13 protein-coding genes are annotated in these 12,526 nt (G+C 63.1%); 8 read left to right on the top strand and 5 right to left on the bottom strand.

The features are described from left to right. Nucleotides 1–22: 22 nt before the first annotated feature. From CN97_RS08560 to paaG, 4 genes are all read right to left on the bottom strand, one after another. Nucleotides 23–622 carry a TetR/AcrR family transcriptional regulator gene (locus tag CN97_RS08560; RefSeq protein WP_035709869.1) on the bottom strand — a complete coding sequence of 200 codons (600 nt, stop codon included), beginning with the start codon at nt 620–622 and terminating at the stop codon, nt 23–25. 66 nt (nt 623–688) lie between these two features. Continuing rightward, nucleotides 689–1,999 (bottom strand): phenylacetate--CoA ligase PaaK, encoded by a 1,311-nt coding sequence (paaK, locus tag CN97_RS08555; protein WP_035709868.1) that lies wholly within the window; start codon nt 1,997–1,999, stop codon nt 689–691. A gap of 40 nt (nt 2,000–2,039) precedes the next feature. Then, nucleotides 2,040–2,471 carry a hydroxyphenylacetyl-CoA thioesterase PaaI gene (gene paaI, locus CN97_RS08550; RefSeq protein WP_211253665.1) on the bottom strand — a complete coding sequence of 144 codons (432 nt, stop codon included), beginning with the start codon at nt 2,469–2,471 and terminating at the stop codon, nt 2,040–2,042. 26 nt (nt 2,472–2,497) lie between these two features. Beyond that, complete coding sequence (gene paaG / locus CN97_RS08545) at nt 2,498–3,286, bottom strand: 2-(1,2-epoxy-1,2-dihydrophenyl)acetyl-CoA isomerase PaaG (protein WP_035709867.1); 789 nt, start codon at nt 3,284–3,286, stop codon at nt 2,498–2,500. Nucleotides 3,287–3,522: 236 nt separating this feature from the next. On the opposite strand from paaG, the gene CN97_RS08540 reads away from it, so the two are divergent. The 5 genes from CN97_RS08540 (at nt 3,523) to CN97_RS08520 (ending at nt 8,083) form a co-directional block, all read left to right on the top strand. Next, on the top strand, nt 3,523–4,677 hold the full coding sequence (locus CN97_RS08540) for an ABC transporter substrate-binding protein (RefSeq protein WP_035709866.1): 1,155 nt from the start codon (nt 3,523–3,525) through the stop codon (nt 4,675–4,677). A gap of 102 nt (nt 4,678–4,779) precedes the next feature. Continuing rightward, a complete protein-coding gene (locus tag CN97_RS08535) occupies nt 4,780–5,652 on the top strand; it encodes a branched-chain amino acid ABC transporter permease (RefSeq protein ID WP_035709865.1) in 873 nt (290 codons plus the stop codon). Between the two features lie 4 nt (nt 5,653–5,656). Then, entirely contained in the window at nt 5,657–6,613 is a 957-nt protein-coding gene (locus CN97_RS08530; protein ID WP_035709864.1) for a branched-chain amino acid ABC transporter permease, read from the top strand. Beyond that, the gene (locus CN97_RS08525; RefSeq protein WP_084684058.1) at nt 6,610–7,395 is read left to right on the top strand and encodes an ABC transporter ATP-binding protein; all 786 of its coding nucleotides are present in this window, start codon (nt 6,610–6,612) and stop codon (nt 7,393–7,395) included. Before CN97_RS08530 ends, CN97_RS08525 begins: the two co-directional genes overlap by 4 nt. Next, nucleotides 7,382–8,083, top strand: a complete 702-nt coding sequence (locus CN97_RS08520; RefSeq protein ID WP_035709863.1) for an ABC transporter ATP-binding protein — start codon at nt 7,382–7,384, stop codon at nt 8,081–8,083. The genes CN97_RS08525 and CN97_RS08520 overlap by 14 nt, the downstream gene beginning before the upstream one ends. A 6-nt stretch (nt 8,084–8,089) precedes the next feature. Here the strand turns inward: CN97_RS08520 and CN97_RS08515 are convergent, their stop codons facing one another. Further along, nucleotides 8,090–9,124, bottom strand: a complete 1,035-nt coding sequence (locus CN97_RS08515) for a LacI family DNA-binding transcriptional regulator (RefSeq protein WP_051911085.1) — start codon at nt 9,122–9,124, stop codon at nt 8,090–8,092. A 171-nt stretch (nt 9,125–9,295) separates the two neighbouring features. On the opposite strand from CN97_RS08515, the gene CN97_RS08510 reads away from it, so the two are divergent. From CN97_RS08510 to CN97_RS08500, 3 genes are all read left to right on the top strand, one after another. Then, nucleotides 9,296–10,360 (top strand): ABC transporter substrate-binding protein, encoded by a 1,065-nt coding sequence (locus tag CN97_RS08510; RefSeq protein ID WP_035709862.1) that lies wholly within the window; start codon nt 9,296–9,298, stop codon nt 10,358–10,360. A 61-nt stretch (nt 10,361–10,421) separates the two neighbouring features. Further along, nucleotides 10,422–11,267, top strand: a complete 846-nt coding sequence (locus CN97_RS08505; RefSeq protein ID WP_051911084.1) for an ATP-binding cassette domain-containing protein — start codon at nt 10,422–10,424, stop codon at nt 11,265–11,267. Next, nucleotides 11,264–12,517, top strand: coding sequence for a sugar ABC transporter permease (locus CN97_RS08500; RefSeq protein WP_035709855.1), 1,254 nt, complete (start codon nt 11,264–11,266; stop codon nt 12,515–12,517). Before CN97_RS08505 ends, CN97_RS08500 begins: the two co-directional genes overlap by 4 nt. Nucleotides 12,518–12,526 lie beyond the last annotated feature (9 nt).

The raw sequence follows: 12,526 nt of genomic DNA, 5'->3' as shown, positions 1-12,526 counted from the left end.
CTGTCCAAGGGATACACGGCTGTCAGCGGACGGCGCGTATTCCTTCGAGGATCAGCGTTGTCGCCACGTCGGCGTAATCCTCCCGACTGATGCGCCCGCCCTCCCGGAACCACATGTACATCCAGTTCATCATGCCGAAGAGCGACATGGTGACAGGGGTGAGCAGTGGTCGTTCCCTGTCCTTCAGCTCCGGGTTCAACTGGTCGAGAACCGTTGAGAAACGCCGGACGATGCGACGCTCGATCGTCAGAATTTCCTCCCGCTGCGCTTCGGAGAGGGTGGAGGCGGCATTGAGCTGCACCTTGTGTTCGTTATCTGCCCCGCGATAGGCCTCCAGCACCGCACCGACAAGCTGGCGGAGGCGCTGATCGGGGGAGAGAGCAGGATCGTCCGACTCCGCCACAACGCTGTCCACCTCGGTCAGATGGGTGATGATGATCGCAAAGATCAGCGCGCCCTTGCCGGGATAGTAGTGATAGAGGAGGGCCTTGGACACCTGCGCCTGGGCCGCAATCTGAGACATGGAGGCCTTGTCCATGCCTTGCTCGGCAAAGACCTGCGCCGCGCAATCCAGGATCACGCGCCGCTTTTCCTCAAAATCCTGCGCCCGCGTTCGCGCCATGGGTCGCCCCTCCTGACATCGCCCTGAGGCGGAGCAGTTCGCCGACCCAGCGCCGGCGGACTGATTTCAGCTTTTCGGCCGGTTGTCGATGACCCGCTTCGCCTTGCCCTCGGAGCGCGAGATGCCCTCGCAGTCATGCACTTCGATCCGGGTGGAGACGCCGACGATCGACTTGATATGATGCGCAAGCTCCCTGGCGGATTTCGTACGCGCATCATCTGCGGTGTGATCGGGTGCGCATTCCACATGGACAGTAAGATTGTCCATCCGGCCCGAGCGGGAAAGTTCGATCTGAAAATGTGGCGCAAGCCCCCGGCATTTCAGCACCTGCTCCTCGATCTGCGTCGGAAAGACATTGACCCCGCGCAGGATGATCATGTCATCCGACCGCCCGGTGATCTTCTCGATGCGCCGCATGCTCCGCGCCGTGCCGGGGAGAAGCCGGGTGAGATCGCGTGTGCGATACCGCACCATGGGCAGCCCTTCCTTGGTCAGGGTGGTGATGACAAGCTCCCCCATTTCACCGTCCGGCAGCGGCTCTCCGGTGACAGGGTCAATGATCTCGGGATAGAAGTGGTCTTCCCAGAAATGCAGCCCGTCTTTCGTTTCGACGCACTCCATGGCGACACCCGGACCCATGATCTCCGACAGGCCGTAGATGTCCACGGCATGCATGTCGAAGGCATCCTCGATCTCCTTCCGCATGGCGTTCGTCCATGGCTCAGCGCCGAAGATGCCCACGGCGAGCGATGATTTGCGCGGATCGACGCCCTGCTTGCGAAACTCATCCAGGATCGAGAGCATGTAGCTCGGCGTCACCATGATGACGCGCGGTTCGAAATCGTTGATGAGCGTGACCTGACGTTCGGTCATGCCGCCGGACATAGGAACGACGGTGCATCCCAGCTTCTCCGCACCGTAATGTGCCCCCAGCCCCCCGGTGAACAGCCCATAACCGTAGGCGTTGTGCAGGATATCGCCCGGTCGCCCCCCACCGGCCCGGATAGAGCGCGCGATCAGCCCTGCCCAGATGTCGATGTCGTTCTGGGTGTATCCTACAACCGTGGGCTTGCCGGTGGTGCCGGAGGAGCCGTGTATCCGTGCAAGCCTCTCCCGCGGGACCGCGAACATCCCGAAGGGATAGGTATCGCGGAGATCCTGCTTCACCGTGAACGGGAACTTTGCGAGATCCTTTAACGACTGCAGATCATCCGGATGTACGCCCGCCTCGTCGAACCGGCGACGGTAAAAGGCCGAGTTGGCATAGGCATGGGCCAGCGACCGCTTCATGCGGTCGAGCTGAAGGGCCTCGATCTCATCCCGCGAGGCGATTTCGATCGGATCCAGATCCTCTTTGCGAGGGGTCAGGTCTTCCATGGTGCTCCTCCCTTGGAGTGTCTGAACGCAGCGGAGCCCGTCAGCCTTCGACGGGCAGGTGGGTGCCTTTCACGCTGCGGGAATGGCCGCGGAACTCGGCAATATGCTCGCCGCGCTGATTGGTGATGCGAATATCGTAGATGCCCGACCGGCCGCGGCGTGAAACCTCCCGCGCCTCCGCCGTGAGCACATCGCCCACATGACCGGGCGCGATGTAGGTAATGGAACAGTGCTGCGCGACGACTGCCTGGTTGTAGCTGTTGCAGGCGAAGGCGAAGGCGCTGTCGGCAAGGGCGAACATGAACCCACCATGGCAATTGCCATGGCCGTTCGACATTGCCGGGGTCACCGTCATCACCATGGTCGCCTCTCCCGGCGCCACATGTTGAAGCTGCATACCGAGCCCCCGGCTCGCCGTATCTTCCTCCCACATCGCGGCGGCGGATGCCTTTGCCACTTCTTCCGGGGTCATCTCGTGGACAGGTTTCATACCGAAGCTCATTTCCCCAGGAAGACCGGAGCGCGTTTTTCCAGAAAGGCGGCGACGCCTTCGGCATAGTCGGCGCTCCGTCCGGCCTCCCGCTGACAATCGCGTTCTAGGTCGAGCTGCGCATCCAGATCGTTGGTCGCAGCCGCCTGAATGAGACGCTTTGTGAGGCCGAGACCCAGGGTCGGGCCTGCGGCAAGTTTCCTCGCAAGAGCGGTGGCGGTTGGCATAAGCTCCGCATCCTCGACAGCCTGCCAGATGAGACCCCAGTCAGCCGCCGTCTGCGCCATCAGGGGTTCCGCGGTCAGCGCGAGCGCCTTGGCCCGCGGCTCGCCCACTATCCGCGTGAGACTCCAACTCCCCCCCGCGTCAGGAACAAGGCCGATGCGGGAGAAGGCTTGAATGAACTTCGCCGAGCGGGCCGCGATCACGATATCGCAGGCCAGCGCAATGTTTGCTCCCGCCCCTGCGGCGACCCCGTTTACAGCGCAGATAACGGGCTTTTCCAACGCGCGTATCAGGCGAAGGGTGGGATTGTACCATGTCTCAAGCGTGTTGCCGAGATCGGGGGGAGCTTCCGATTTGCGCGGATCCCGATCGCCCAGATCCTGACCGGCGCAGAACCCCCTGCCCGCGCCGGTCAGAAGCACCGCCCGGATCGCGGGATCATCCGTGGCCCGCAGAAACCCCGCGCGGAGCGCTGCGTGCATTTCCTCATTGAAGGAGTTCAGTTTTTCGGGACGATTCAGCGTGAGCGTCAGGACGCCTTCGGCCAGTGCCGAGCCTACTGTCGATGTCATTTTCGCCTCCCAGCCCAATATCTGACGGGCCCTCCAAGAATCATGTTGCATACACCGACCGGTCGGTCAATGATAAAGCAAGGCGAGGGAGACGCCTTGGGGGAGTTGCCATGACAGACCTGTTCGCCAGCGAACGGCCAGCCCGTGCACGGGTTGGTGCCGTCGTTTCATGGCGCGGAAGATCGGCCACCCCGTAAATCATCACCTGATAACACTGTTTCTGGGAGGAGAGACCGATGAAGAAGGCAATCACCACCACCGCGCTGGCTGGCCTGGCTCTTGGCACTGCGGCGCTGCTGCCATCCGGGGCATCTGCGGAGATCAAGATCGGTGCGAGCATCTCCGCGACGGGGCCTGCGGCCTTTCTTGGCGACCCTGAGGCCAAGACGCTGCACATGCTTGTCGAGAAGGCGAATGCGGCGGGCGGGCTGGACGGCGAGCCGATCACGCTGGTGTTCTATGACGACGGCGGCGACCCCAACAAGGCCCGCACCTTCGCGACCCGGCTGATCGAGGATGATGAGGTTGTGGCAATCATCGGCGGCACGACCACGGGTACGTCGATGTCGATCCTTGCGGTGGCGGAAGATGCGGAGGTGCCGTTCATCTCGCTCGCCGGGGCCATCGACATCATTCAGCCGGTGAAGCCCTTCACCTTCAAGACGCCCCATACCGACCGGATGGCGTGCCAGAAAATCTTCGATGACATGAAGAAGCAGGGCTATACGAAGATCGGCATGATCTCCGGGACGGATGGCTTCGGCGCCTCCATGCAGGCGCAGTGCAAGACGGTCGTGGGCGATTACGGTATCGAGATAGTGGCCGACGAAACCTACGATCCCCGCGATTCCGACATGACCGCGCAATTGACCAAGATCAAGGGCACGCCCGGTGTGCAGGCCGTCCTGAACCCCGGCTTCGGGCAGGGGCCGTCGATCGTCACACGGAACTACAAGCAGTTGGCAATCGGTCTGCCCTTCTACCAGTCGCATGGCGTCGCCTCGGCGGGCTTCATCGAACTGGCCGGCCCGGACGCGGCGGAGGGGGTCCGCCTGCCGGGAACCGCGCTGCTCGTTGCAGATCTGCTGGCCGACGGCGATCCGCAGAAGGCACCGGTCACGAGCTACAAGACGGCCTATGAGGCGGCGACCAAGACCCCTGTCGGCACATTCGGCGGCTATGCGCATGATGCCTTCCTGATCCTCACCGATGCAATCGGTCGTGCCGGGTCCACCGAACCGGGCGATATCCGCGATGCGATCGAGGCGACCTCCGGCCTTGCGGGCACGACAGGGATCTACACGTTCGGCCCGGAGGATCATCTCGGCCTCGATCTGTCGGCGTTCCGTATGCTCGAAATCAGGGACGGCAACTGGGTGCCGGTCGATTGACCTGATCGCGCTGGCCGACAAATCCCCGGCCTCGGACGACAACCAGTGCCCCGCTTCACGGCGGGGCGATCCTCGGGGTCACCGCCCATTGGAGCAGCCCAGATGCCGGAATTCCTGCAATTCATCTTTTCCGGCGTGACGGTCGGCGCGGTTTACGCGCTCGTCGCGCTCGGGTTCACGATCATCTACAACGCGTCCGACGTGGTCAATTTCGCACAGGGTGAATTTGTCATGCTGGGCGGGATGATCACGTGGTTCGCTCATGCGGCGGGCGTACCGCTGCCGCTGGCCGCACTGATTGCCATCGTGGTGACGGCGGCGGTGGGCGTCGCGATCAACAAGCTTGCCATCGAACCCGCCCGCGGCGCGCCTGTGGTGTCGATCATCATCATCACCATCGGGGTGTCGATCTTCATTCAGGGTGGCGCGCAGGTGGTGTTCGACAAGCAGATCCACAGCTTTCCCGCGTTCTCCGGCGATGCACCGCTTCGCATAGGCGGCGCCACGATCCTGCCGCAAAGTCTCTGGGTCATCTGCGGCGCGATTGCGGTTTTCGTCGGCCTGTGGGTGTTCTTTACCCGAACGCTGCTGGGGCGAGCGGTACTTGCCACCTCCAACAACCGATTGGCGGCCCAGCTGGTGGGCATCAACACGACCTTCGTCATGACCCTGTCCTTCGCGCTGTCCGCCGCCATCGGTGCGCTCGCCGGCGTATTGGCGACACCCATTACCCTAACGGCCTATAGCGTGGGGATCGGGTTCGCGCTGAAAGGCTTTGCGGCCGCGATGCTGGGCGGCATGGGCAATCCCAAAGGCGCTCTGGTGGGGGGGTTCCTGCTCGGACTGATAGAGGCGCTCACTGCTGGTTATCTCTCCTCCCAGTACAAGGACGCGGTCGCCTTCGTGATGATCCTGCTCGTTCTCTTTGTCCGGCCACAGGGGCTGTTCGGCCGCAAATCGACAGAACGGGTGTAGTGCCATGAGGTTTGATACGAAAACCGCCACTCTGGCAGTGCTGATCGCGCTGGTGACATTGTCTCCCCTGCTGTTTCCGTCGAGCTTCTACTACCGGGTCGGGGCTCTGGTCTTTGTCAATGCAATCGCGGTGACGGGCATCGTCATCCTGATCGGTTATGCCGGGCAGATCAGTCTCGGGCATGCCGGTTTCGCCGGGATCGGTGCCTATGCCTGTGCGTTGGCGCCGGTGCATCTGGGGCTGTCGCCTGCACTTTCCATCCTGCTGGGGGCCGCGGTTTCTGCGGCGCTCGCCTATCTGGTCGGACGCCCGATCCTGCGGCTGAAGGGCTATTATCTGGGGGTCGCCACGCTGGGCTTCGGCATCCTCGTCTCCATGGTGTTGAACAATGAACGCGCCCTCACCGGCGGGCCGGATGGGATGGCGGTTCCGGAGCTCGGCCTGCGGGCGGTTCTCAAAAGCATCGGGCTTGATCTGTCGAATGGTGAGTTCTGGTACTTCTTCTGCGGCATTTGCATGGTTGTTGGCGCGTGGCTGGCCCTCAATCTGTATGACAGTCCGACGGGGCGGGCGCTCCGCGCGGTTCACGGATCGGAGGTCGCAGCAAGCACGGTCGGCATCGACGTATCGCAAATGAAGCTCAAGGCCTTCGTGATCTCCGCGGTATATGCCTCCGTTTCTGGTTCGCTGCTCGCGCTCCAGAACAAGTTCATCACCCCGGATGTCGCAGGTTTCATGCATTCCATAGAGATGGTGACGATGGCGGTCCTTGGCGGTGTCGGCTCAGTTCTGGGCGCGATCTTCGGCACCGCACTTCTCACGGTTCTTCCGCAGGTTCTGACGGTATTTGCCGAATACGAGCAGATGGTTCTGGGTCTGGTGATGGTTCTGGTGATGATCTTCCTGCCGCAGGGGCTTCTGCCCTCCCTCCTGCGCAAGCTGAGGAGGAACGGAGAATGATGAGCGACCGCAACCCGCTTCTCTCGATTGAGGGGTTGGGCATCGCCTTTGGCGGGCTGAAGGCTGTGAGCGACGTGAGTTTCGCCGTCCGCCCCGGAGAGATCGTCTCCGTCATCGGGCCGAACGGAGCGGGCAAGACCACGCTGTTCAACATGATATCGGGCCTTTACCAGCCGGGTTCGGGGCGGGTCATGCTGGCGGGAGAGGACGTGACGGGTTTTGCCCCGCATCTTCTCGCCCGTCGTGGAATGAGCCGGACATTCCAGAACCTGCAGATTTTCCAGTCGATGACCGTGTTGGAGAATGTGGTGACCGGCTACCACCTGCAAGAACGGGGGACGGTCCTGGCCGATATGCTGGCCCTGCCCTCCGCGCGTCGCCGCGCGCGGGAGGCCGAGGTGGGTGCCATGGACCTGCTCGCGCGTGTCGGTCTCGAAGGTGCGGCGGGGAAAGAGGCGGGCAGCCTGTCCTACGGTTCGCTCAAACGGCTGGAGATCGCCCGCGCCCTTGCCCTGCAACCGAAAATTCTGCTGCTCGACGAACCGGCAGCGGGGTGCAATGCCGTGGAGACGGAGGAGATCGACCACCTTATCGCCGCAGTGGCCGCCTCGGGGGTCGCCATACTGTTGGTCGAACATGACATGAAGATGGTGATGCGGATCTCCAGCCATATTGTCGTGCTGGATCATGGCGAGAAAATTGCCGAAGGCGACCCGGCCACGGTCAGCCGCAATCCATCGGTCATCGCCGCATATCTCGGGGCTGAACATGCTGAAGGTTGAAGGGCTGCGCTCGCGTTACGGACGGATAGAGGTGCTGCATGGCGTGGATCTTCACGTCGATGCGGGCGAAATCGTGACAGTGGTCGGCGCGAATGGCGCCGGCAAGACAACCCTGCTCCGATGTCTGTCCGGCGTTCAGCCGGTGAGCGCGGGTTCGATCACCTTCCGAGGGGAGGAGATCACCACCTTACCCGCGTATCGGCGGCCCTCGCGAGGGCTGACCCAATCGCCGGAGGGGCGGCAGATTTTCACGAACCTCACGGTCGAGGAGAATCTGCGGCTGGGGGCCTATCCCTATTCCGACGCGCAGGTGGAGACGGACATGCAGGACGCATTCGGCATGTTCCCGATCCTGCGAGAGAAGCGGAACCTGGCCGCCGGCGGTCTCTCGGGTGGCCAGCAACAGATGCTGGCCATGGCGCGTGCGTTGATGGGGCGTCCGTCGTGCTTGCTGCTCGATGAACCGTCCATGGGATTGGCTCCGATCATCGTGCAACAGATCTTCGAGGTGGTGAAGAGCCTGAAGAACAGGGGCGTCACGGTGCTGCTGGTGGAGCAGAACGCCTTCGGTGCCTTGAAGATCGCGGATCGCGGTTATGTCATGGAAACGGGCGGCATCAGCATTGCGGGTCCGGCGGAGGCCCTGATCGCAGACCCGCGGATACGCGAGGCATATCTGGGGATCTAAGTCTATCTAGCCGACGGGCTCCATCAGCACGGGGACGACGATCTGCGGCGCTTTTGCCTTGCCGTCGAGCAGGGCAAACAGCGCCGTCAGCATTGCGGGGACATCCTGACGAACCATGCCGACATTACCTTTCAGCAGGGCGGCGAAGGGATCCCAGTCGAAACAGCCGAACAGGCATGCCTCGGGATCGGTCCCCCGCTTTTTCAGCCAGCGCACGACCCCTTCCAGCGCGATCGTGGAATTGACAAAAATCCCGTCAGCAAGCGGCCCTTCCAGCACATCCAGGGCGCGTTCCACCTTGTCGGCGGCATAGCCGCAGGGAAGGATATGCGCCTCCTGCAAGGGAATTCCGGCCGCCTCATGTGCTGCGCGAAACCCCCGGATGCGTTCCAGCGTATTGTGGTCGCTCCGTCTGCCACCAAGAAACATCAGCGGCCTTCTGCGCCCGGAAACCGTCTCCGTGCGTCTGAGGATAAGATGGGTCAGATCGCGCGCACCGCCGAAATTATCCGAAACCACGGAGGGCGCCGCCAGCCCCGGCAGGTCGAGATTGACCGTGCGCACCCCCGATGCGGCACAGAGTTCGGCAATCCGGTCAGGATCGGTGGCGCCTGTCGCGACGAGGCAATCCACCTGATAGGACAGCAGCTCCCGCGCAGCCTCCAGCTCCAGTTCCGGGTCACGCTGGGTGCAGGTGATGACGGGGAAAAGCCCCCGCTGTCGCGCCCCCGCCTCAAATTGTTCGGCAATCGCGCCGAAATAGCGGTTGTCGTATTTCGGTACGATCATGCCGACGATACCCGAGCGCGCGGAGCGCAGCGCGCTGGCCTGCCGGTTCACCGCGTAGCCCTGCTCCTCCGCGACACGGTTGATCCGGTCAGCGAGCCCCTTGCTGATCCGCCGTTTCTTCCAGCTGCCGTTGAGTACCGCGCTCACGGCACTCGGCGAAGTTCCGGCAAGCGAGGCGAGGTCATAGATCGTGGGCCGCCGCCGCTGAGCCACCTCTTCTCCGGGGAAGCTGTCGCCATCCAATCTTTTCATCGACGCCTCCCCCTGGCCTTCCGCCGGATGCTCTTGACATCCTGCTTCATGTTTTTCAATCATGCTACACCGATTGAGCCAACTTGCACAATCGGTGTAGCTGATGGAGAATCAGGCACGCGGTGAGTTGCGATGCCGGAGCAGCTACGACATCTCGCTGGGAGGAAAGAGATGACATCCACACGTTTTTCCGGTGCACTTGGCCCGCGTCTTGCGGCTGGCGTCGCGATGGGCCTGACGGTCGCGACGGCTGCCATGGCGCAAGACAATGCCACCGTCGCCTTCCTAATGCCGGATCAGGCATCGACCCGCTATGAGCAGCACGACTTCCCCGGCTTCAAAGCGGCCATGGCGAAACATTGTGCGGGCTGCACCGTGATCTATCAGAATGCCAACGGGAATGCGGCGCTGCAGCAGCAGCAATTCAACTCGGTCATCACGCAAGGTGCGAAAGTCATCGTGCTGGACCCGGTGGACAGCGCCGCCGCCGCCGCGCTGGTGGAGATTGCCCAATCGCAGGATGTGAAGGTCATCGCCTATGACCGCCCGATCCCCGACAAGCCTGCCGATTACTACGTCTCCTTCGACAACAAGGCGATCGGACAGGCCATCGCGCAGTCGCTCGTGGATCATATGAAAGCGTCGGGCGTGCCGGCTGGTGCCGGAGTGCTGCAGATCAACGGCTCTCCCACTGACGCGGCAGCCGGTCTGATCCGGGACGGCATTCATGCGGCGCTGCAGGCATCGGATTACAAGACGCTCTCGGAATTCGATACGCCGGAATGGGCACCTCCCAAGGCGCAGGAATGGGCAGCGGGTCAGATCACCCGCTTCGGCGCGGATATCAAGGGCGTGGTCGCCGCGAACGATGGCACGGCTGGCGGTGCGATTGCTGCGTTCAAGGCCGCCGGAGTAAACCCGGTTCCGCCCGTCACCGGCAACGACGCGACGATCGCGGCGCTGCAACTCATCATCGCCGGGGACCAGTACAATACAATCTCGAAACCGTCGGAGGTGGTCGCGGCAGCAGCGGCCGATGTGGTGGCAGTTTTCCTGAAGGGCGAAACCCCGAAGGCAGAGGCTACGCTCTATGATACGCCCTCGCGCCTTTTCGTTCCCGCCGTGGTGACTGCGGAGAACATCAAGGCTGAGATCTTCGACAAGGGCATCCAGAAGGCGTCGGAGGTCTGCACCGGCGAATATGCCGCCGCCTGCGCGAAGCTCGGTATCCAGTGATGGCTCGCCCCCGTCCCGCGATGACGGGACGGGAGCAGCTTACAGGAAAGGGTAATCTCACATGACGGCGGAGCAAGGCATCAACGGCGGCGCCGGCGCAGCGGCGGGGCCGGAGAGCGGCACGATCACCTCCAGCGACACGCCCATCCTGCGGCTCAAAGGCATCTCCAAACAGTTCGGCGCGGTCTCCGCTCTCACCGACATTTCGCTCGATGTTCGGGCGGGAGAGGTCGTGGCGCTGGTCGGAGATAACGGCGCGGGAAAATCGACGCTCGTCAAGGTTCTGGCCGGGGTTCACCAGCCCACTTCGGGCACTATAGAGTTCATGGGAAAGCCCGTTACACTCGACAGCCCGCGCAAGGCGCTGGAAATGGGCATCGCCACCGTCTTTCAGGATCTCGCGCTGTGCGAGAACCTGGACGTCGTAGCAAACCTTTTCCTCGGGCAGGAGATTTCCCCATTCCGGCTTGACGAGGTGGCCATGGAAGTACGCGCCTGGACGCTGCTGAGCGAACTGGCCGCGCGCATTCCTTCGGTCCGGGAACCCATTGCCTCGCTTTCCGGCGGGCAGCGGCAGACGGTGGCCATCGCGCGCTCGCTCCTGCTCAACCCGCGCATCATCATGCTGGATGAACCAACGGCCGCGCTCGGCGTCGCCCAGACAGCCGAAGTTCTGAACCTGATAGAGCGGGTGCGGGACCGGGGGCTGGGCGTCATCATCATCAGCCATAACATGGAAGACGTCCGCGCCGTCGCCGATCGCATCGCGGTGCTGAGGCTCGGGCGGAACAGCGGCACATTCGATGCCGATGTGCCGCATGCCGAACTGATCGCCGCGATCACCGGGGCGACCGAGAATGCCGTCTCTCGCCGCCGGGCCCGCAAGGAGCAGGAACTTCGACAATGACCCTTCCCGACAGCAAAACCGACGCCGCGCGTCTTGACCGCTCCGACAGCCGTTTGCGCCGGGACGAGGGGTTGGGTGGCGCCTTCACCGGATTTATCGACCGGGTGCGCTCGGGTGATCTCGGCATGCTCCCCGTCATCGTCGGCCTGATCGTGATCTCGATCGTGTTCAGTGTGCTGAACCCGGTCTTCCTGGCCCCCAACAATCTCGTGAACCTGCTCTTCGACTGTGCGACGGTCGGGTTCATTTCACTCGGTATCGTGGCTGTCCTGATGCTCGGGCAGATCGACCTGTCCGTCGGGTCGATGAGCGGGCTGGCCTCCGCCATCGTCGGCGTGCTCTGGGTGAACATGGGCGTCTCATTGCCGCTTGCCATTCTGGCCGCTCTGGCCTTCGGGGCGCTGGTGGGTCTGATCTACGGCGTGCTGCTCAACCGCTTCGGGATGCCGAGCTTCGTCTCCACTCTCGCCGGACTGCTGGCACTGCTCGGGTTGCAGCTCTACATTCTGGGTCCGAGCGGGTCGATCAACCTGCCCTATGCGTCGCCCCTCGTGCGCTTTGGCCAGATCCTCGTGATGCCGGACTGGCTCTCCTACATACTGGGCGCGCTCCCGGGGCTGGCTGTACTTCTGCTCGGCCTCAGGACGATGCAGCGTCGCGCGGCCGCGAACCTCTCCTATCCCGGCCTCAGCGTCCTGATCCTCAAGGCTGCGGCGCTGACCCTCGGGATCGAGTTCGCGGTGTGGTACCTCAATCAGGGCCGCGGCATTCCCTACATGTTCGTGTTGTTCGTCGCTCTCGTCGTGGTGATGGATTACGCGCTCACCCGTACGAAATGGGGGCGGTCCATGTTCGCGACGGGCGGGAATGCGGAGGCCGCGCGGCGGGCGGGCATTGATGTCCGGCGGATCACCATTTCGGCCTTCGTTCTCTGTTCCACGCTGGCAGCGCTGGGGGGTGTCCTTTCGGCCGCGCGGCTCGCCTCGGCAAGCCAGCAGGCGGGCACCGGCGACGTCAACCTCAACGCGATCGCTGCGGCGGTAATCGGCGGGACCTCTCTCTTTGGCGGACGGGGGAGCGCCTATTCGGCGCTTCTGGGGATCATCGTCATCCAGGCGATCTCCAACGGCCTGACACTTCTCAACCTCAGTTCTTCGCTGCGTTACATGATCACGGGCGGCGTGCTGGCCATCGCGGTTATCGTGGACAGTCTCGCGCGGCAGTCGCGCGTCAGCCACGGCCGCGCGTAAGGGGACGGA

Origin of the sequence: Haematobacter massiliensis, assembly GCF_000740795.1 — a bacterium.
GTDB lineage: Bacteria > Pseudomonadota > Alphaproteobacteria > Rhodobacterales > Rhodobacteraceae > Haematobacter > Haematobacter massiliensis.
Note: the sequence above shows the minus strand (reverse complement) of the source record. Positions and strands in the feature narration are given on the sequence as shown.